This is a genomic window from Vibrio sp. E150_011 (genome assembly GCF_053544015.1).
In genome coordinates, this window is the sequence record NZ_JBHFOL010000013.1 from 76,863 (window position 1) to 96,601 (window position 19,739).

At 45.4% G+C, this 19,739-nt stretch carries 16 protein-coding genes; 7 read left to right on the top strand and 9 right to left on the bottom strand.

Annotated features, from left to right (window positions below):
• The first annotated feature begins 489 nt into the window (after positions 1 to 489).
• Complete coding sequence (locus ACE1OE_RS17715; protein WP_102467680.1) at positions 490 to 1,206, top strand: cation transporter; 717 nt, start codon at positions 490 to 492, stop codon at positions 1,204 to 1,206.
• A 191-nt stretch (positions 1,207 to 1,397) separates the two neighbouring features.
• Here ACE1OE_RS17715 and ACE1OE_RS17720 read toward each other — a convergent pair whose 3' ends face one another.
• From ACE1OE_RS17720 to ACE1OE_RS17730, 3 genes are all read right to left on the bottom strand, one after another.
• Positions 1,398 to 1,925 (bottom strand): NADPH-dependent FMN reductase, encoded by a 528-nt coding sequence (locus ACE1OE_RS17720; protein ID WP_372060762.1) that lies wholly within the window; start codon positions 1,923 to 1,925, stop codon positions 1,398 to 1,400.
• A 115-nt stretch (positions 1,926 to 2,040) separates the two neighbouring features.
• Positions 2,041 to 2,304: a YfcL family protein gene (locus ACE1OE_RS17725; RefSeq protein WP_372060761.1), complete on the bottom strand. Its 264-nt coding sequence runs from the start codon at positions 2,302 to 2,304 to the stop codon at positions 2,041 to 2,043.
• 26 nt (positions 2,305 to 2,330) lie between these two features.
• Positions 2,331 to 2,858: an elongation factor P hydroxylase gene (locus tag ACE1OE_RS17730; RefSeq protein ID WP_372060971.1), complete on the bottom strand. Its 528-nt coding sequence runs from the start codon at positions 2,856 to 2,858 to the stop codon at positions 2,331 to 2,333.
• A gap of 212 nt (positions 2,859 to 3,070) precedes the next feature.
• Between ACE1OE_RS17730 and ACE1OE_RS17735 the strand changes: the two genes are divergently transcribed.
• Positions 3,071 to 3,694 carry a trimeric intracellular cation channel family protein gene (locus tag ACE1OE_RS17735; protein WP_449211838.1) on the top strand — a complete coding sequence of 208 codons (624 nt, stop codon included), beginning with the start codon at positions 3,071 to 3,073 and terminating at the stop codon, positions 3,692 to 3,694.
• A 73-nt stretch (positions 3,695 to 3,767) separates the two neighbouring features.
• Here ACE1OE_RS17735 and fusA read toward each other — a convergent pair whose 3' ends face one another.
• From fusA to prmB, 3 genes are all read right to left on the bottom strand, one after another.
• On the bottom strand, positions 3,768 to 5,783 hold the full coding sequence (gene fusA / locus ACE1OE_RS17740; protein WP_449211839.1) for an elongation factor G: 2,016 nt from the start codon (positions 5,781 to 5,783) through the stop codon (positions 3,768 to 3,770).
• A gap of 302 nt (positions 5,784 to 6,085) precedes the next feature.
• On the bottom strand, positions 6,086 to 7,171 hold the full coding sequence (gene aroC, locus ACE1OE_RS17745; RefSeq protein WP_372060758.1) for a chorismate synthase: 1,086 nt from the start codon (positions 7,169 to 7,171) through the stop codon (positions 6,086 to 6,088).
• A gap of 200 nt (positions 7,172 to 7,371) precedes the next feature.
• Complete coding sequence (prmB, locus tag ACE1OE_RS17750) at positions 7,372 to 8,304, bottom strand: 50S ribosomal protein L3 N(5)-glutamine methyltransferase (protein ID WP_102467674.1); 933 nt, start codon at positions 8,302 to 8,304, stop codon at positions 7,372 to 7,374.
• A gap of 63 nt (positions 8,305 to 8,367) precedes the next feature.
• Between prmB and smrB the strand changes: the two genes are divergently transcribed.
• Positions 8,368 to 8,898 (top strand): endonuclease SmrB, encoded by a 531-nt coding sequence (smrB, locus tag ACE1OE_RS17755; RefSeq protein WP_102467673.1) that lies wholly within the window; start codon positions 8,368 to 8,370, stop codon positions 8,896 to 8,898.
• 142 nt (positions 8,899 to 9,040) lie between these two features.
• On the opposite strand, the gene sixA is transcribed toward smrB, so the two are convergent.
• On the bottom strand, positions 9,041 to 9,505 hold the full coding sequence (gene sixA / locus ACE1OE_RS17760; RefSeq protein WP_449211840.1) for a phosphohistidine phosphatase SixA: 465 nt from the start codon (positions 9,503 to 9,505) through the stop codon (positions 9,041 to 9,043).
• 332 nt (positions 9,506 to 9,837) lie between these two features.
• Between sixA and ACE1OE_RS17765 the strand changes: the two genes are divergently transcribed.
• Positions 9,838 to 12,627 (top strand): insulinase family protein, encoded by a 2,790-nt coding sequence (locus ACE1OE_RS17765; RefSeq protein WP_449211841.1) that lies wholly within the window; start codon positions 9,838 to 9,840, stop codon positions 12,625 to 12,627.
• 84 nt (positions 12,628 to 12,711) lie between these two features.
• Here the strand turns inward: ACE1OE_RS17765 and fadJ are convergent, their stop codons facing one another.
• Both fadJ and fadI read right to left on the bottom strand, forming a co-directional pair.
• A complete protein-coding gene (gene fadJ, locus ACE1OE_RS17770; RefSeq protein WP_102467670.1) occupies positions 12,712 to 14,826 on the bottom strand; it encodes a fatty acid oxidation complex subunit alpha FadJ in 2,115 nt (704 codons plus the stop codon).
• Positions 14,826 to 16,148 (bottom strand): acetyl-CoA C-acyltransferase FadI, encoded by a 1,323-nt coding sequence (fadI, locus tag ACE1OE_RS17775; protein ID WP_102467669.1) that lies wholly within the window; start codon positions 16,146 to 16,148, stop codon positions 14,826 to 14,828. Before fadI ends, fadJ begins: the two co-directional genes overlap by 1 nt.
• A gap of 627 nt (positions 16,149 to 16,775) precedes the next feature.
• On the opposite strand from fadI, the gene ACE1OE_RS17780 reads away from it, so the two are divergent.
• The 3 genes from ACE1OE_RS17780 (at position 16,776) to ACE1OE_RS17790 (ending at position 19,518) form a co-directional block, all read left to right on the top strand.
• A complete protein-coding gene (locus ACE1OE_RS17780) occupies positions 16,776 to 17,282 on the top strand; it encodes a sigma-70 family RNA polymerase sigma factor (protein ID WP_241903118.1) in 507 nt (168 codons plus the stop codon).
• Positions 17,275 to 17,994 (top strand): DUF3379 domain-containing protein, encoded by a 720-nt coding sequence (locus ACE1OE_RS17785; protein ID WP_449211842.1) that lies wholly within the window; start codon positions 17,275 to 17,277, stop codon positions 17,992 to 17,994. The genes ACE1OE_RS17780 and ACE1OE_RS17785 overlap by 8 nt, the downstream gene beginning before the upstream one ends.
• Positions 17,995 to 18,261: 267 nt before the next feature.
• Positions 18,262 to 19,518, top strand: a complete 1,257-nt coding sequence (locus ACE1OE_RS17790) for an outer membrane protein transport protein (protein ID WP_449211843.1) — start codon at positions 18,262 to 18,264, stop codon at positions 19,516 to 19,518.
• The last annotated feature ends 221 nt before the right edge of the window (positions 19,519 to 19,739 follow it).

Sequence of the window (19,739 nt, forward strand, 5' to 3'; positions counted from 1 at the left end):
AGCTAACCTATTAGTTCTTCGGATCAAGAGTGAATGTAAGTGAATATTTCTTACATATTGGCAAATATAATTAACATCAAAAAGGACAATAACGATTTTTGATAGCATCCATCACAGTTTTAATTCGAATTTTATAAAATAAGTCTACTTCGATAACCAACTCGACTCGACCCAGCATCGGATTCCGCTCCGCTCCTCATCACGCTTATCTATTAACAGGCTTGTTATGCAAATAATTTAAAGGCCGAGCCCTAGGGTAACAACCCCAAAGCACCATTACCGTCGCTTTTAAGCACCATTTGAGTTCAAGCAAATAGCGTTACCTTTGTCTTTAGCTCGCGATGTAGGCAACAATAAAAACCATCACCACAAACACAATTTAAACAAATTTAACAAACCCGTAACCCAAAGGGGGACTATGGCAAAAAATCCATTCAGCACATCATGGAATAGCTGATAAAAATATATCTTAGAGACAAGGAATTGGTTATGAAAGTCACACAAGTAGAAAATCAAGCTATGGTCGCTGGCTTTGTCATGTTCTGTATAATGGCAATTGCTGGTTACGTTATGATGGGTCCAAATTACGTAGACTCAAACTTAGTCTTCGTCGATGCGTTATTCTCAACGCTATCTGCTACCTGCACACTTGGGGCAATTATGGTCTCTCGCGTGGTTGCGAAGCATTACGCAAAAGTGCCCGAAGGTGAAAGTAACCCTGAGAATTACTATGTATTATTTCGCGCAAGCCTTTTAGTTCTTGTGTTGCTGCTTGCCTTAGTCGGCGCTGCAGAAACGCTTGTTCTTCTCTATGGTGGGGCGACAGTATCTCTTCCTAACGCTGACCTATTTGCTATGTACTTCCTTGGTATTGGCCTTTTTTACTGCGTTTTATGGTTCCTTTATGCTCGCGCTAATCGTAAAGTCAACGGGCAAAGCTCTCTCTTAACAGCAGAAACACTTAACGCTAAAGTGAATGCTTTCTTACTCATTGGCGTGATGTTTATTTATATTGCAGTCATCAACATCCAAGCGATTTCAAGTATTTCAATAGGGCAAAGCTCGATTGGTGCCATGGCCGACAACTTGATACTTCTTGTTATCATCGCGGTCATCTCGCCAGAGCCAATTAAGTTAGCGAAAAGTGCTCTTAAGCAATTACGAACCAATAAAACCATGGTCTCCATCACTGGCCATAAAGCATGATGATTTCAGTACGCTTTTAAAAATATGCGAATGACTAGGTGAGAGGGATCGAGCCAGTCGCTAGTTGTTAATAAAGAATAGAACTGTGAATATATAACACAAAAAGCCACCTCTCCTCGAGGTGGCTTTTTGTGTTTATCGCGACTCAATTGCTACAACAAGAGACTCGTTTGACATCTCTTGTTCTGTTGCTACTCAACTAACGTGGCAACAGCTTGCTGCAGTTGTTGTTTGATTTCAGCATTAAGAACGTCACCATTCTCAACGTCAAAGTTGTCATAAAAACTTGGTACAGAAAGACTCGCTTTTACATTACCACCAAAATATGGCGCTGAATTCAAAGCGGCGGCCAACACATTTGCAGCCCCACCCGGTCCCGGTGAAGTCGATAAGTACACAGCAGGTTTTCCAGCAAAGACTTCACGTTCAATACGTGTCGCCCAATCAAACAAGTTCTTATAAGCCGCTGGAAAATGACCATTGTGCTCTGCATATGAGATGACTAGAGCGTCAGCCTGAGCAATCGCTTCTAGAAACTGTTTAGCGCCATCAGCTTGTCCGATCTCTTTCTCTTTGTCTTCGCTAAAAAGAGGAACTTCATACTGATTGATATCAAGCACTTCAACATCAGCACCTTCAATTTGGTTTGCGGCGTACGTCGCAAGTGATTTGTTAATAGATGTACTACTAGTGCTTGCGCCAAATGCGATAACTTTCATGATGATTCCTTATATTCTTATTGCTGCTTGCTTCTATTTGTTAATAGATTAGTCCACTAACAAAAATCAACAAGCTAGAAAATCTCACTAAGTCATTCAATATTTTCGAACAAGGTTAAACCAGCGCTTGCAGTTCAGCCCAGAGTGCATTAACAATGGTTCGATCTGACGGGCTTAATTCTGATTTTGCTTCATCTAAGCTTACTTGGATACGAGCCTTCAATATTGCAATGTCGTCGATCTCTTCTTCCTCACAAGAAGCCGTAGATAGCGAAATGTGTCCGCGTAGGTAGCCCCCAGCAAACAACTCGTCGTCTGACGCTTCTTGGATTCGTGCGTCAATAATTTCGATAAGCTGTTCTTCGTATTCAATAATCATATAAAACGTTGTCCTAATTGTGTCGTTCAACGAACAATAAACTGTTCACTGGTTAATTCTGGGGTACCGTAATGCTGCCTGAGCGCAAGCGAAAGCTGTGCCACTCGAACTGGCAGCCCTTCTTGCAATATTTTATCTAATTCATCTTTCACTTTTTGCATGAACACCAACCGATCAGGTTCGACATCACCATTTAAGTTATCGCAGCTTACTGAAAATGGAAAACCAGCACTGGTTGCTAAAATCCATTCATAGGCTTGTGGACGAATCTCAACTTTTTCAAATTCAGATTGGACTTGTTCAGTACGACCATCGGGTTCATACCAATAACCGAAATCTTCCAGTAGTCGCCTCTGTGGACCAGCCACACACCAGTGTGCGATCTCGTGTAGCGCCGAAGCATAAAAACCGCGGGCGAATATAATACGATGGTATTCGTAGGTGTTATCAGCTGGCAGATAGATCGGCTCATCGCCACCCAACTCTAGAACGGTATTATAGTCGCTGAATGTCTGGTTAAAAATCGTAATTAAGTCTTGATATTGGTGCTGCATGGTCATTTTATACTGCAAATATTAGGGCCATATTGTCTATGGAATTGGCAACAAGGTAAAGTCTCTATCTGTCTTTTGTTCTTTCTCGTTTATTTCTCTTTTATTCATTAGTTTTATTTATCGGTAAAACGTTTCCGTTGTAGTTAATTTCATTCGTCAACAACACTTATCCCCCCTACACTAGCGCATCTTTTTCTTTTGAGATTCACATCATGTTACTCAGTGTTTTGTACATTATTGGTATTACGGCCGAAGCGATGACAGGGGCCCTGTCTGCGGGTCGACGTAACATGGACTGGTTTGGTGTCATGCTTGTTGCCAGTGCGACCGCTATTGGCGGGGGGACGGTAAGAGATATTCTGCTGGGTCACTACCCACTAGGTTGGGTAAAAAACCCAGAGTTCTTGGTCATCACCTGTATTGCCGGGGTCCTAACCACTGGGCTTGCCAAATGGATAATTAAGCTGAAAGGTGTCTTTATCCGACTCGATGCGCTGGGATTAGTTGTTTTCACGATTATCGGTACTAACGTGGGTCTGAGTATGGAACTGCACCCTTTCATTTGCATCGTTTCAGGGCTAGTCACGGGCGTATTTGGAGGATTACTGCGTGATCTTATCTGCCGACAAACCCCGTTAGTGCTGCATCAAGAGCTATACGCCTTGGTTTCCGTTGTCGCGGCATGTCTCTACTTGGGGCTACTAGAGCTTGGTTTAAATACACTACCAACAACAATTATCACCATTGTAGTAGGTTATACATTGCGCATGGCAGCCGTGCGCTTTAAATGGCGACTTCCTAATTTCAAGTTAGATACCGAAGAAGCCATCCATTAGACGTGACTCATTGGTGCCTGGGGCTTAAAACGAATAAAGGTCTCGTCAAAACGTAACGAGACCTTTACTTGAGTTAATCACTCTCGGCACATACGCGATTCTGAACCGAGGCTGGTGCAGGCTCATAGTGACTCAACGTCATACTAAAACGCCCCTCGCCTCCGGTTAACGCTTTCAAGCGACGAGAATAATCTTGCAGTTCATTAACCGGCGACTTTGCTTGCAACCGCGTGGTGGTGTACCCCGTCTGCTCAGTGCCTACAATCAACCCTCTATTGCCCGACAAATCGCCGGTCACGTCACCAACACAAGACATGGGAATGTCCAACGCAAGGTCAACTATCGGCTCCAATACAATAGGACCCGCTGACCTTACTGCGTCTAAAAATGCTTTTTTACCGGCAATCACAAACGCAATTTCTTTGGAATCAACAGAGTGATATTTACCTTCATGAAGCGTCACTTCTATGTCTCGGATAGGGTTCCCCGAAATCGCCCCTTCTTCCAGTGCCTGGCGAATACCTTTTTCAACAGCCGGTATCAATGAGGTTGGAATGGAAGCCCCAACGACCTTATTGATAAAAGAAAATCCTTTACCACGTTCTAAAGGCGTAACCGATAACGACACCTCGCCAAACTGTCCAGCGCCACCACTTTGCTTTTTATGCCGGTATCGCGCGTCTGCTGGGCGAGTAATGGTCTCAAAATACTCGACACTGGGTTGATGAGTATCGACCTTGAGCTTGTAGACCTTCTCCATTTTTTCTAGTGCAATGGTGAGGTGAAACTCACCCTGGCCACTCAACACAGTTTCGTTTGTTGCGGCACGATGTTCCAACTTAAGAGAAGGATCCTCAGCCAAAATTTTCGTCAGCACATCGGAAAGTTTCTGTTCATCCCCACGCTTCGTTGGCGTCAGAGCTAAACTGTACATGGACTCAGGAAACAACAGGGTGCGAAATTTCACGCCGTCTTCGTCATGGGAGTCATGAATCAACGAATCGAAAGCCAACTCATCCACTTTCACCATCACGCATAGTCCACCAGCTTTACAAGACGCAATCTCTTGACGTTTTTTCCCTTGCAATGAGTATAAATGTCCTACCTTAAAAGCCTTACTATTCTCACCCACATAGAGTTGGCTACCGGCGGTAATCTCCCCTTGGAAGACTCGAATATAAGCAATTTTGCCAAGGTAAGGGTCGACGCTGACTTTGTAGACATGCGCGACGGTATGATCACGCTTATCACAATTAATCGCCACTGACTGGCCATGTTTTTCTAACAATGGCGGATTCCCTTCATCAGGCATTGGCATAATTTCAGCTAATGTACGCAGTAATAAATCACAGCCTGCTCCTGTGTCCGAAGACACAAAACAGATCGGTATGACATGCCCTGTCCGTAAAGCTTCTTCAAACGGATCGTGAAGTTGCTCTGCCGATAGCTCCGAGCCTTGCTCTAAATAGACCTCCATTAAGGATTCATCCATCTCGACAACTTGGTCCACCAGCAGCTCGTACGATTCATCAACACTACTAAATAGCGTCGCTTGCTCAATGTTGGGTTCAAAATAACAATCGACAACCTCTGCGGGTTTATCCGATGGAAGATTGATGGGTAAACACTGCGCACCAAAACGTTGCTCTATTTCATCAAGGTATGCCATCAACCGCTCTGGATGTGCGTCAATTTTATTAATGATGATCATCTGACACTTACGCTGTTGGTTAGCAAAAGCAAAAAGCTGTTCAGACACTTGATTGATCGGGGTGCTTGCATCAAGGACCAGTGCCGTCGCTTCGACCGCAGGGAAAATACTGAGCGTTCTGCCCATCAGTTCCGTTTGCCCCGGAGTGTCGATGAGGTTGATACGGTGCTTATTCCACGTTAGAGAAATAGGGGTAGCTTCAACACTGTGTTGATAATGAATAGACTGGTCATCAAAATCGGTGATTGTGTCGCCATCTTCAACGTGCCCCAAGTGTGAGCTGGAGTGCGATTCGAAAAGCAAGCGTTCGATTAAGCTGGTTTTACCGGTACCGGTTTGGCCAATAAAGGCAATATTTCTGATTTCATAATGGGACATAACAGGCTCCTTAAATGATAGAAAACACGTGTACACGTCGAGTCGGCGGTTTCCCGCCTTCTCGTCTTCCATGTCATTTTTTGGATTCCTCTACTCAAGAAGCACCTCCTTGTCACCGGAGTAGATAGTCTGACCCTATAACCATATTATTTATGTGACTAATTTCATGTCGCCGTAATTTTTATAGTGACCATGACGCATTTCCGTTATTTATGCGATGTTTCGTGAACCAATACAAAAAAACGCCCCGAAGGGCGTTATTTTCATATTTGTTGCATCCGTTGTGCTTCCACACTAGGCGATTAGATTTTTGGCGTCTCTGTTGTCACGCCGTGGTTTTGACCACGATGGCGCAATAGATGGTCCATCAGTACAATCGCAAGCATTGCTTCTGCAATGGGTACCGCACGGATACCCACACAAGGATCGTGACGACCTTTAGTAATAAGCTGGGTCGCTTCGCCGCTTCGGGTAATCGTATCACCCGGAACGGTGATGCTCGATGTTGGCTTCAAGGCAATACTGGCAACAATATCTTGCCCAGTAGAAATACCACCTAGAATGCCACCAGCATGGTTGCTGCTAAAGCCTTCTGGGGTTAAAGGGTCGCGATGCTCACTGCCTTTTTGCCCAACCACATCGAAACCGTCGCCAATCTCTACGCCTTTCACCGCATTAATGCTCATCAGTGCGTGAGCAATGTCAGCATCAAGCCTGTCAAAGATAGGCTCCCCAAGACCAACTGGGATATTCGTTGCGACGACCTGCAACTTGGCACCAATCGAATCGCCCTGCTTTAGAAGCGCACGAATCAGCTGGTCAAAGTCATCAACCTTATCGGCATCAGGACAAAAGAACGCATTGTTTTCAATCTCGTTCCAATCTACCTTATCGATGCTGATATCACCCATTTGTGACAAATAAGCGCGAACCTCAACACCAAATTCTTTTTTCAAGTACTGTTTTGCAATCGCACCCGCGGCGACACGCATCGCAGTTTCACGCGCTGAAGAGCGACCACCACCTCGGTAGTCACGCACGCCGTATTTCTGATGATATGTGTAATCAGCGTGACCAGGGCGGAATTTGTCTTTAATTTCTGAATAATCTTTAGAGCGTTGGTCGGTATTTTCAATCAGTAACCCGATTGACGTACCTGTTGTTTGACCTTCAAAGACACCAGACAGGATCTTGACTTCATCCGCTTCACGTCGTTGAGTGGTATAACGTGATGTGCCAGGACGACGGCGATCGAGGTCAACCTGGAGGTCTGCCTCTGAAATTTCCAATCCTGGAGGGCATCCATCAACGATACAACCTAGCGCGATACCATGGCTCTCTCCGAATGTTGTCACTCGAAAGTGTTGTCCGATACTATTTCCTGCCATTACTTCCTCTGTTTTCTAGAACAAGCCCGCCTCAATACAATAGCTTGTTCTTCTGCCTGTCTGTTCTTCGTGATTTCATAGTGACGACAAAGCCTGACGTTGTAAAGCCCCAAACAAAAAAACGCCGCAATAATCATTGCGGCGTTTTCGTTGAAATCATGACGGTAATTCGTGAGCGCTATGCCACGAACAAAGGCATGCTAGTCTTTATAAATAGCGAAATCATCCGCGCACGCTAGCAACTGTTCACGACTTAGCATGAACACGCCGTGGCCGCCATTCGCAAACTCAATCCAAGTGAATGGAATATGCGGATATTGTTCCATCATGTGTACCATGGAGTTACCCACTTCACAGATAAGGAAGCCATCATCAGTCAAATAATCCGGTGCATTACACAAAATGCGTCTCACCAACTTAAGACCATCACTCCCAGCAGCCAAGCCAAGTTCTGGCTCATGCGTAAACTCTTCTGGCAATGAGTTCATATCTTCTTCATCCACATACGGCGGATTAGTGACAATGAAATTGTACTTGTCTTTCGGCAGGTCGCGGAATAGATCGGAACGAATAGGGAAAACTTGCTGCTCTAGGCCGTGGTCTTGAACATTTTGCTCTGCCACTTCCAGCGCATCTGCCGAGATATCGATAGCATCCACTTCGGCGTTCGGAAACGCATGCGCGCAAGCAATGGCAATACAAGCGCTTCCTGTACACATATCCATGATACGTGTCGGTTCTTCTGTTAGCCAAGGTTGGAACTGCGCTTCAATCAACTCGCCAATTGGTGAACGTGGCACAAGAACGCGCTCATCAACAAAGAACTCCAATCCACAGAACCACGCTTTATTCGTGAGGTAAGCGGTTGGCGTTCTGTCGTTGATGCGTCGAATGACTCGTTCAACGACTCGCAAGCGCTCACTGCTCGTTAGGCGAGAGTTCAATACATGCGGTGGTACATCAATCGGCAGATATAATGTCGGCAAGATAAGCTGAACGGCTTCATCCCAAGCATTGTCTGTACCGTGTCCGTAGAAAAGACCCGCGGCATTAAAGCGGCTAACAGTCCAGCGTATCAAGTCTTGAAGTGAGTGAAGCTCGGAAACGGCCTCTTCCACAAAAATCTTATCCAAAATTGCCTCCAAAAAGCGCTACAATACTACCCAATAACGACGTTCACTGAGTTTTTCTAAAAAATGAGCCAAAATGACACCGACGCGGATGACGATTTCGCCCTTTTTAGGGGTGAAGTACAGGGCGTAAAAAAGTTGCGACAGGATACCATAGTCCAGCAACCAAACCGAAATAAGAAACAGAAAGAAGCAAAAAGAACGCATCGAGAGGCCTCTGATGCCGAGTTCTATTTTTCTGATGAATTTGTGCCTCACTTAAGCGAAGACGGCCCGACCCGTTACGCGCGTGACGATGTATCCACTTACGAAGTTAAAAGACTGCGTCGTGGTGTGTATGTCCCAGACGTATTTTTAGATATGCACGGCATGACTCAACAAGAAGCCAAGCGTGAGTTGGGGGCAATGATTGCTCACTGTGTAAAAGAAAGCATTCATTGTGCCTGTGTGATGCACGGTATCGGCAAACACATACTCAAGAAGAAAGCGCCTCTTTGGCTAGCACAACATCCCGATGTGATGGCATTTCACCAAGCCCCTCTCGAGTTTGGTGGCGACGGCGCATTGTTGATTTTACTCTCGATTCCTGAGAAATAATGCGCTAAAGCGACCCGAATCTAAATCATTCATACCAAATAGCATGACATTCAAATAAGTAATACGCTCAAATAAGTAACATGTTGAAGCTAGGCCATCTGAATCATCAGATGGTCAAACGTGTTTTGTCAGTATTGTCAGACTAAGGGTGAAGATGCCAGAGTAATTCGCCCTGTCTTTTGTCAACATCGTAGTCCACACACACCAAACCCGATGTAGGGAACATAGGCGCGTTGATACCGCCCACCAATTCTGCCGTCAAATAACCGACCAATGGCAGATGTGATACCAATAAGATGGAGTCTAACGATTCTACTTTCGTCAATGCGTTGATAAACTCCGCGACATCTTCCGCCTGACCATAGGGCGTAATGTCATCACATACGGCAACGTCTTTGCCGTTAAACTCAGCACTGATGATATCCCATGTCTGCTGCGCTCTTAAGTAAGGGCTCACCAAAACCATATCAAACGATGAAAATCCTTTCTGTTTACATGCACGTGCAACCGCAAGAGAACACGCTTCGCCATGTGGAGTGAGGGCTCTCTCTTCATCCGAAGCGGCATAATGAACCGCTTCTCCGTGACGCATTATAAAAACTTTCATACCTTTACCTGTTCAAATCGGCGAGCCCAAAGTATGTTTAAAGGACTCTATATGACCATTACTCAAGAATAAAAAATTAATTATATCAATTGACTTGCTAAAGGCGTCGACTTTCTTAACAATTTAATGAGTAAACTAAGAAAAATTGTAACTTTATTTTTGCGTGTCTCTTATTAACCGTCATAATTATTCTACTCAGTGAGTTTAATGAATATTTGGCAACAACTGTTAGTAGCATTTATGAGAACACTAGAGTTACCCATGAGACGACGCGTTTTTTGCCAGATGCTTGGTATGCCCGTCCAAGCTTTCGCTTAATCTGGAGAAGATAAGTGCATCTAAGTCCTAACGATAACCGTTCCTATCGTACCCTTACCCTCGATAACGCGATGCGGGTCTTGCTGATTAACGATCAACACGCTCAAAAATCGGCGGTGGCGCTCGCCGTGAACGTCGGTCACTTCGATGACCCCGACGATCGAGAAGGTCTCGCCCATTATCTAGAGCATATGCTGTTCCTCGGGACTGAAAAATACCCTAAAGTGGGAGAATTTCAATCCTTTGTTAGCCAACACGGTGGTTCCAATAATGCTTGGACAGGCACCGAGCATTCTTGTTTCTTCTTTGACATCTACCCCAACGCTTTTGAACGAGGGCTTGACCGCTTTAGCCAGTTCTTTTCTGCGCCCTTATTTAACGAAGAAGCGTTAGATAAAGAACGACAAGCCGTCGATTCAGAATACAAACTCAAACTTCACGATGACGGCCGACGTTTATATCAAGTACAAAAAGAAACCGTCAACCAAGCGCACCCTTTCGCCAAGTTCTCTGTCGGCAATCTCGATACGCTAAGCGACCGAAACGGCAAGTCAATCCGAGATGAGATCTTACACTTCCACCAACAAGAGTACTCGGCGGATCTCATGACTCTTGCACTCATCGGTCCGCATGACCTAGATGAACTCCAACAATGGGTTGAAGATAAATTCAGGTCCGTCACTAATCAACAACGCGCAGGAAAACGGGTTGAAACGCCCTACATGACGCCAGAAAATACCGGTGTCGTGGTTCGAGTGGAACCCATCAAAGAAATCCGTCGATTGACCCTCGCATTCCCAATGGCAGAGACCAATCAGTACTATCACAGCAAACCCTTGTCTTATTTTGCCAATTTATTAGGCCATGAAGGCAGTGGCAGCTTGATGTTGTTTTTAAAAAACAAAGGCTGGATCACGTCACTCTCCGCAGGTGGCGGCGCATCAGGCAGTAACTTTCGTGAGTTTTCCGTTGGTATGACACTGACTCAAGAAGGGCTCAACCACACCGACGACATCATACAATCGGTATTCCAGTATATCTCGCTTATCAAGACGGATGGGATGCAAGAGTGGCGTTATCTTGAAAAACGCGCAGTATTAGAGTCGGCATTTCAATTTCAAGAGCCAGCGCGTCCTCTGGATGTGGTCAGCCACCTCGTCATGAACATGCAGAATTATCAAGTTGAAGACATCATGTACGGCGACTACAAGATGGCAGCGTACGACGAAACGCTCATTCGTCATTTTGGCGAACAACTGACAACAAACAATCTCAAGGTAACGCTTGTCGCGAAAGAGCAACATTTTGATAAAGAAGCCGAGTGGTATTTTACCCCCTATTCCGTCGAGCGCTTCTCCGATGAGCAGCGTGCATTATTTGTTGAAGCAGAGTCCACACTCCCACAGGATCTGCCTTTCTCATTGCCAGAAAAAAACCCGTTCATCATTTATGATTTGAGCAGCTACCCAGCCGAATCCAGCGGTGAATACCCGGTATTATTGGAAGAGCTTGATGGCTTTCGTCTATGGCACCTTCAAGACAGCGAATTTAACGTGCCAAAGGGTGTGGTTTTTATTGCCATTGATAGCCCACACTCAGTAAGCACACCACGAAATATCGTTAAAACTCGCCTTTGTGTTGAAATGTTCCTTGATTCACTCTCAGAAGAAACCTACGAGGCTGAGGTTGCTGGCCTGAACTATGATATGTACGCACACCAAGGTGGTGTCACTCTGTCTATTTCTGGCTTTAGCAAGAAACAACCACAGCTGCTCAACATGATCCTGCAGCGCTTTGCGACTCGCGAGTTTAATCAGGCCCGTTACGAAAGTATCAAGGCGCAGCTATTACGCAGCTGGAAAAATGCCTCTAAAGACCGTCCCATCTCTCAGTTGTTCAACCAAATGAGCGGTATTTTACAACCTAACAATCCACCCTACCCTGTGTTGATCGAGGCACTTGAAACCATCGATGTAGACGAACTGCCATCATTTGTTCAGTCGATCTTATCAGAACTCCACATCGACATGTTTGTCTATGGCGATTGGCAGCGTCAAGGTGCTATCGATATTGCGACCACGTTAAAAGATGCACTTCGCCTTGCTGACCAGCAATATGAAGAGAGCCTGAGACCACTCGTCATGTTGGGCAAAAACGGCAGCTTCCAACGAGAGATGTTTTGTGACCAAGAAGACTCCGCTATCGTAGTTTATTATCAATGTGATGATATTTCGCCACGTAGCATTGCACTGTACACGCTTGCCAACCACTTAATGTCCGCGACTTTCTTTCATGAGATTCGCACTAAGCAGCAGTTAGGGTATATGGTCGGTACCGGCAACATGCCTCTTAATCGCCATCCTGGGATTGTACTCTATGTGCAATCTCCCAAAGCCGCGCCAGGTGAACTCATTCGTTCGATTGACGAATTCTTAAATGCGTTTTATATGGTGCTGTTTGAGCTCGATGATTACCAATGGCATAGCAGTAAAAAAGGCTTATGGAATCAAATATCGACGCCCGACACGACACTAAGAGGACGAGCACAGCGCTTATGGGTGGCCATTGGTAACAAGGACACAAATTTTGATCAGCGCGAAAAAGTGTTAGAGCAGCTCAAAAACCTGACTCGAGCCGATATGATTCGCTTTGTGGTTAACGAGCTTAAGCCACGTACTGCCAATCGTTTGATCATGCATAGCTTAGGAAAAGCACACCTTGACGCACCTCGCTTAAACGTCGGGCTCGAGATTGGCTCCATCGATGAATTTCAGCTACGACCAAAAGATACGGATTTAGGTTAGCGTGGTCTATTAACCACAAACAATAAAAGCCATCCCTAGGGATGGCTTTCCATTTCATCTAACACGGTAAACGAATGACAAGCGTTAGTAGAACGTCTCGTTTAGACCCGCTCGAGTCAGCAAGCCATCACACGGTGCAAATCGGTCACCATGTTTTTGCGCGTGTTCGTTCATCATCTCAACCACCTTAGTGATACCGAGCGTATCCATATAGTGGAACGGTCCACCAAGGAACGGCGGGAAACCAATCCCGAAGATTGCGCCAATATCGCCATCTCTTGGGCTTTGAATGATGCCTTCATCTAAACAACGAACCGCCTCATTCAACATCGGTAATACACAACGCAATGCCATCTCTTTTTCTGACGACTTCGCTTCCGGTTTCAGCCCTAGCACACTATAAACTGAGCTATCGACTGACTTTTTCTTACCTTTATAGGTATAAAAGCCTTTGCCCGATTTTCTGCCTTTGCGGCCATCATTCAACAGCTTGTCAAAGACATCCGGCCCTTGGAATCGCTCGCCCAATTCTGCAACCAAAATAGGCATAATTTTTGCGCCGATATCAACCCCAACCTCGTCGAGAAGCGTAATAGGCCCAACAGGAAAGCCAAAGTTAAGCAATGCTTTATCTAGGGCTTCAATCGGCTCATTAGCCAAAAGGACGTTGGCGGCTTCATTCATGTAAGGCGCCAAGATTCGGTTCACGTAGAAACCCGCCTGGTCTTTAACCACTATGGGGGTTTTACCTTGCTTCTTCGCTAAGCTAACCGCGGTTGCTACTGCCTCATCAGAGGTGGTGTCATGTGGGATAACCTCAACCAGTGGCATCTTATCGGCAGGGCTGAAATAATGCAGCCCCACCACATTCTCAGGCCGTTGTGCTTGTTCGGCAATCTGACGAATAGGCAGCGACGACGTATTGGTGGCAAAAATAGTATCTGGACGCGCATGAGTTTCGACATCTTTTACCATCTGCTGTTTAAGCGCCAAATCTTCAAAGACCGCTTCCACCACAACATCGGCTTGATCGAAGCCGGTAAAGTCCGTGCCTCCTGCCATTTGTAGCATCTGTGATTGCAATTCCGCTTTAGATATAATGCGGCGCTTACGCTTTTTCTCATACAGCTTGTAGTTGTAGCTTAAGGCATTAAGTACGCCTTCATTCGCCACATCTTTGATTCGCACCGACGCCTTAGCCTTGCTCACCGTGACGTGAGTAATGCCTGCGCCCATCAACCCCCCACCTAAGACCACGGCATTTTTCACCGTTTTAGGTTGAGCATCACGACCCAATTCTTTCTTCATTTCTGTCGTTGCAAAGAAGATAGAGCGTAACGCTTTAGATTCGGAGCTCATAACCAACTCACCAAAGCGTTTAGCCTCGTATTCCAACCCTTTCGCCATGCCTTTTTCTAGGCCGTAACGAATGACGGCAAGGATGGCATCAGCCGCTGGGTAATTACCACGAGTTTTAGCATGGGTCTTCTTCGCGGCTTGGTCAAAGATCACTTTTCGCCCAAGTCCTGTGCCAGCCATGACGAGTTCTTTATTAGACAGTTTTTTCGTTTTGCGCTTTTTACCTTTGTCTAAGAACTGCTTAGCCACATCCAGCAAGATGGTTTCTGGCACCATGGCGTCAACAACACCTAATTTCTTAGCTTTCTTAGCGCGAAGTTGCTTGCCGGTAAGGATCAAATCTAATGATGGCAATAAGCCAATCAATCGAGGCAGGCGCTGCGTGCCGCCGGAACCTGGCAACAAGCCAAGTTGAACCTCAGGCAGTCCCAACTTAGTAATCCCAGCGTCCGTACATACACGGTAATCACAAGCCAAGGCTAGCTCTAGCCCCCCGCCTAGACAAGGACCATGTATCGCAGCAACCACAGGAAACGGCATGCCAGCCAGTCGGCCAAACATCTCTTGTCCTTTTGCCGCAAGGCTTTGCGCCTCATCAGCGGACGTGCAAGCCGCCAACATACGAACGTCTGCGCCAGCGACAAAATTATCGGGTTTTAAAGAATGTAGGATCAAGCCTTTAAGGGACGACTTCTGTGCATCGAGTTGACCAAACACATCCGCCATCTCGTCAGCGAATGCCGCTTGCAGCGTGTTCATCTTTTCGTTTGGTACATCAATACTTAACCAAGCAATGTTTTGCTCATCTACTGTTAGCTGAAATGCTTTTTGATCACTCATTATTCCACCTCCAAAATCATCGCTGCACCAAGACCACCAGCCGCACAAGCGGTATTCAACGCCAATCCACCGCCACGTCTTTGTAGCTCATTAAGAGTTTGGGTAATCATTCGTGCTCCCGTCGCCGCAAACGGGTGACCGTAGGCAATAGAACCACCAAGCACGTTAAATTTATCCATATCGATTTCGCCGATCGCTTTGTCGCGCCCCAGCATCTCTTTAGCAAACTTATCACTGCCAAACATTTTCACGTTCGACAACGCTTGCGCTGCAAAGGCTTCGTGCATATCGATAAGCGTTAGGTCCGATAACGAGATACCCGCGCGATCAAGTGCCATTGGGGTCGCATACGATGGCCCCATTAGCATATCTTTTTGTACACCTATCGCAGAAAACGCATAAGAACGTATGTAACCTTTTATCTCCAAGCCCAACTCTTTTGCTCGGCCTTCGCGCATCATCATAATAGCCGCCGCACCATCGGTAAGCGGCGTACTGTTCGCGGCCGTCACGGTTCCGTATTGGCGATCAAATGCTGGGCGCAGCTTTGCATAACCGGCCAGCGATGAGTCATGACGAATGTTGTTATCTTCGTCTAAATACTTTCGATACGGTTCGGGGAAAGCGGTCATCACCTCATCTCTCACCTTGCCGTCTTTCCAGGCTTGCGACGCCAAGCTATGCGACCGGTGTGCGAGTTCATCTTGCTCGAGACGAGTAATGCCGTATGACTTGGCCATTTGTTCCGCGGTTTGCCCCATTGACTGACCCGTTGAATATTCAGCGACAGCAGGGGGAACGGGCATCAAATCTTTAAGAGAGAGCTTCTTTAGAATACTCAGCTTTTGTCCGACAGTTTTGGTCTTGCTTAGCGCAAGCAAATTCGCCGCCAGTGTTTTAGATACCCCAATAGGCAGGACTGAAGAAGAATCGGCGCCACCAGCTATTCCCACATCAATCGTTCCCGACATGATGCTTTCGCAGACGTTCGCTGCCGCTTGGAAACTCGTGGCACATGCGCGGGTGACACTGTAAGCATCAGTGTGGATGTCCATTCCTGTACCTAGCACGATCTCGCGAGCAATGTTCGGCGCTTCTGGCATTTGCACCACTTGGCCAAAGACGACTTGCTGTACCAATTTAGGGTCGATATCAGTTCTTGCCATCATTTCTGCAACAACCATTTTACCTAAATCAACGGCAGGCACCTGCCCGAATTCTGTGCTTTGTTTTGCGAAGGGAGTACGAAGCCCTGCAACAATGGCGATTCGCTCACCATTGCGTGTGGTAAGGTCGAGCTTCCTCACATCCTGATTGCTCATAGTTTATCCTTTCAATAAGAGGTCTGACCACAACATTGTAACGAAGATGTTAAAGATTTAAAACGTTCGTTTGATAAAATTTCGAGTCTTTATTGAATAACGTGATAGGGTCGACCAAAATTGAATATGAGATTTCGTTCAATTGGGTGAGAATAGCAGTAGGTTTTATGTTATTTAAAAGTAAGTTAGCGAACAGCGTATAAAAAACATCTATGGCGTCGCGCCTCATTTAAAAGTCGCTGGCGAACGATTGTCACCCAAAAAAAGTGCCGTAGAAAAGTAAATGACAGGTAAAAAAAAACCACACAATCAATTGTGTGGTCGGAATGTATAAAGCAATTAACTTGCGCCAATTGAAAATAATCAGTTTCCTGATTAGGAGAAAGTAAAGTCAGCCTTCAAAAGGAAGTGTCATCTTGCTCAACATGTCGGTTTCGAAAAACCAACGAGATGACAGAAACTAATATAACGATTTCGCGTTTATAAAATTTGCAGTAGATCAATTTTGAGTGACTTTACTGGCCTTATGTAACAAAAAATGCCAATCACAGAGCAAAAACGGGGGCTCCTGTGTCAGTGATAAAAAAAATTCGAAATAAATTTTCAGATAGTCCGGTCAACTTAGATATGGATAAACAAAGAAAATACGAAGCACTTGTACGTGCCTATCATCGTGACCTGTTCCGATATGCTTATTGGTTATGTAAAGACAAGAGCATTGCGGAAGACTTGGTTCAAGAAACCTGCCTCCGCGCTTGGAAATCTTTAGATAGCCTCCAAGACGAAAAGGCAGCAAAATCGTGGCTAATCACGATACTACGACGTGAAAATGCAAGACGCTTTGAGCGCAAGCAGTTCGATCTCGTGGATATCGATGATTTTGGCAACGAGGCCAAGGTATCTGATGACCCGCACCATCAACAAGAGTGGCTTCACGCCCAGATAATGAAACTCGATGTTGAGTATCGCGAACCGCTTTTTTTACAAGTCGTGGCTGGCTTTAGTGGCGAAGAGATTGGTGACATACTCGATTTAAACAAAAATACCGTCATGACCCGACTGTTTAGAGCCAGGAACCAGCTCAAAGATATGATGGAGTCTAGCGCATCACCAAGGGGGCAACAAAATGGATGAATTAGAATTCCGTCGTCGCATTATGTCCGAACCGAAGGCGAGAGATACTGAGCTGCTGGAAGCTATTCAGAATAACGACGCCAATGCTAAGTTTATGGATGACATCCTGTCGCTGGATGCGCGTATCGAACAAGCCATGAAGGTCGATGTTCCCGATGACTTAGCCGATAAAATACTGTTTAATCAATCAAGCACCAACGTGGTAAAAGTGAACTTCAGCAAACGCGCCATGTCGCTCGCCGCATCCATCGCATTCGCCTTTGGCCTTGCGGTGGGTCAGGTAAATTGGGGAGGCGCTATTGTCGCACCAGCTCATGCCTCGATGAGTGACACCGCGATTGAACACGTTCATAACGAAATGGGCTTTATTGACCCACTCGATGAAAATGTGTCAGAAGCACAGATCAACGCGAAGCTGCTGCCGTTTGCTTATCAGATTGGTCAACAATTCCCTTACCACGTGTACTATCTTAATCACTGTGGCTTTGGTGACGCAAATGCGATGCACATGGTTTTCCAAGGGGAGAAGGGAAAAGTGACACTTTTCCTTACAAAAATACCCAGTGAACAAGCGAACCTTTTCGATAAAGACGGTATGTCAGGGCTGGTTGAACCGATCGGTGACGCAAGCTTTATCTTAGTCGGAGAGAAAGGCGAAGACTTTTCTAAGATCGGCGAAAGTATAAAAGAAATACTCGATCCTGCGGCTTAATTCGTCCAAAAGGCTTCATTTCATCATGAAGCCTTTTTTGTATGCAAATTTTGTCAACACGCACCAATAACTAGAGTACAAACTCTAAAAATAGACATTTTCGATACTTTTCCTGTCAGATACTCATCATTTATATACTTTTCACTTCTTTTTTACTACTGGTCTGATTTCTATTGCCTATACTACCGATTAGGATCAGCCCCAAAATTGAGTATTAACTCAATTCAATAACGCCCATAGAGGCGATTACATAAAGGATGTATATAAATGACAACTTCGCGTCTGTATAAGAAAACACTAGTAGCAGTGGCCGTGTCATCACTCACACTTGCTTCGCAGCAAGTCGCAGCTGCTGGCTTCCAACTTAACGCTCAATCTGCAACCGGCTTAGGTCGTGCTTTTGCTGGTGATGCGGTTATCGCTGATAACGCGTCGGTTATGGCTCGTAACTCAGCTGCCATGGCATTGTTTGACTCACACCAATTCTCCGGTGGTGTGAACTACATTAAAACAAGTATTGATGTCAAAGATATAGACTATGTTACAGGTCCAATAGCTGATCAAAATAATAGCAGCGGAACTCCTGTCCCAAACATTTACTATGTTCACCGCCTTAACGAACAATGGGCATTAGGTGCAGGAATCTATTCAAATTTTGGTACAAACAACAATTTTGATGACAGTTTTGGGGCGGGTAGCGGCTCATTAATAAACGGTATCCCAGCAGCTTCAGTTTTTGGTGGGACTACAGAGATCTCTAGCATCAACTATGCATTGAGCGCTTCATACCGTTTAAACGAGCAATGGAGCTTTGGTGGCGGCATCGATATAGTACAAGGTAGTGGCAAACTAATACGTGAAACTGGATTTCCTGGCAGCTTAAACACAGCTGTGGATATCGAAGCTGACGGTGTTGGTGTTGGCTTCAACCTCGGTACCGTGTTCGAACTTAATGAAGACAATAGATTTGGTCTTTCTTATCATTACAGTCCGGAAATTGAAGCGAATGGCACTGTGATTTACTCTGGTGACCCCGATGCTGACAGCATAAAATTGCCACTTCCAAGCATGGTTGAGTTTTCTGGTTACCACAAAATTCAAGATACCAAGTTCGCCGTTCACTATAGCTTACAATGGATTGGTTGGAGTGCATTTGACAAAATCGTAACCAATAATAACGTTACCGTTAAAGATTACGAATGGAAAGATGGCTACCACGCAGCTCTTGGCGGTACGTATTACTTGAATGACGAGTGGACTTTACGTGCTGGTTATATGTACGACACAGCGGCACAAGACAAACTAACTTCAATTTCAGTTCCTGACTCTGATCGCCAATGGTTGTCTGCAGGTTTTGGTTACCACTTCAAACAACACCACACGGTTGACTTTGGTATCACTTACCTAATGGGCAAAGAGGTTGATGTTCAAGAAACATTAGATCCTGCGCTTGGAACAATGCTTACAGCAACCACACAGGCTAATGCTATCCTAGCAGGTATCCAATACAGCTATAGCTTCTAATTGCTAGCCAGTTGAAAGCGTAGCACTTTTGTTGAAAGGGCCGGTTATCCGGCCCTTTTTTGTGCCCAAAATTTACATCAAGTTACCCCATCCAAACACCCAAAAGCCGCGCTATTTACATAACTGGTCAAACCTGCCCTTCATATTAAGTTACATGTGTTCGCTGAAAAACTGAAACAACCTCATAACAAGTAACATATATCTCCCAAATTATATAAATT

What these genes read in the sequence shown, in the direction of transcription:
- ACE1OE_RS17790 (WP_449211843.1), top strand. Translation starts at nt 18,262, where the DNA reads ATGACAACTTCGCGTCTGTATAAGAAAACACTAGTAGCAGTGGCCGTG.
- ACE1OE_RS17785 (WP_449211842.1), top strand. Translation starts at nt 17,275, where the DNA reads ATGGATGAATTAGAATTCCGTCGTCGCATTATGTCCGAACCGAAGGCG.
- fusA (WP_449211839.1), bottom strand. Translation starts at nt 5,783, where the DNA reads ATGTCCCATTATGAAATCAGAAATATTGCCTTTATTGGCCAAACCGGT.
- smrB (WP_102467673.1), top strand. Translation starts at nt 8,368, where the DNA reads ATGAGCCAAAATGACACCGACGCGGATGACGATTTCGCCCTTTTTAGG.
- sixA (WP_449211840.1), bottom strand. Translation starts at nt 9,505, where the DNA reads ATGAAAGTTTTTATAATGCGTCACGGAGAAGCGGTTCATTATGCCGCT.
- ACE1OE_RS17715 (WP_102467680.1), top strand. Translation starts at nt 490, where the DNA reads ATGAAAGTCACACAAGTAGAAAATCAAGCTATGGTCGCTGGCTTTGTC.
- ACE1OE_RS17730 (WP_372060971.1), bottom strand. Translation starts at nt 2,858, where the DNA reads ATGCAGCACCAATATCAAGACTTAATTACGATTTTTAACCAGACATTC.
- aroC (WP_372060758.1), bottom strand. Translation starts at nt 7,171, where the DNA reads ATGGCAGGAAATAGTATCGGACAACACTTTCGAGTGACAACATTCGGA.
- fadI (WP_102467669.1), bottom strand. Translation starts at nt 16,148, where the DNA reads ATGAGCAATCAGGATGTGAGGAAGCTCGACCTTACCACACGCAATGGT.
- ACE1OE_RS17780 (WP_241903118.1), top strand. Translation starts at nt 16,776, where the DNA reads ATGGATAAACAAAGAAAATACGAAGCACTTGTACGTGCCTATCATCGT.
- ACE1OE_RS17720 (WP_372060762.1), bottom strand. Translation starts at nt 1,925, where the DNA reads ATGAAAGTTATCGCATTTGGCGCAAGCACTAGTAGTACATCTATTAAC.
- ACE1OE_RS17725 (WP_372060761.1), bottom strand. Translation starts at nt 2,304, where the DNA reads ATGATTATTGAATACGAAGAACAGCTTATCGAAATTATTGACGCACGA.
- fadJ (WP_102467670.1), bottom strand. Translation starts at nt 14,826, where the DNA reads ATGAGTGATCAAAAAGCATTTCAGCTAACAGTAGATGAGCAAAACATT.
- ACE1OE_RS17735 (WP_449211838.1), top strand. Translation starts at nt 3,071, where the DNA reads ATGTTACTCAGTGTTTTGTACATTATTGGTATTACGGCCGAAGCGATG.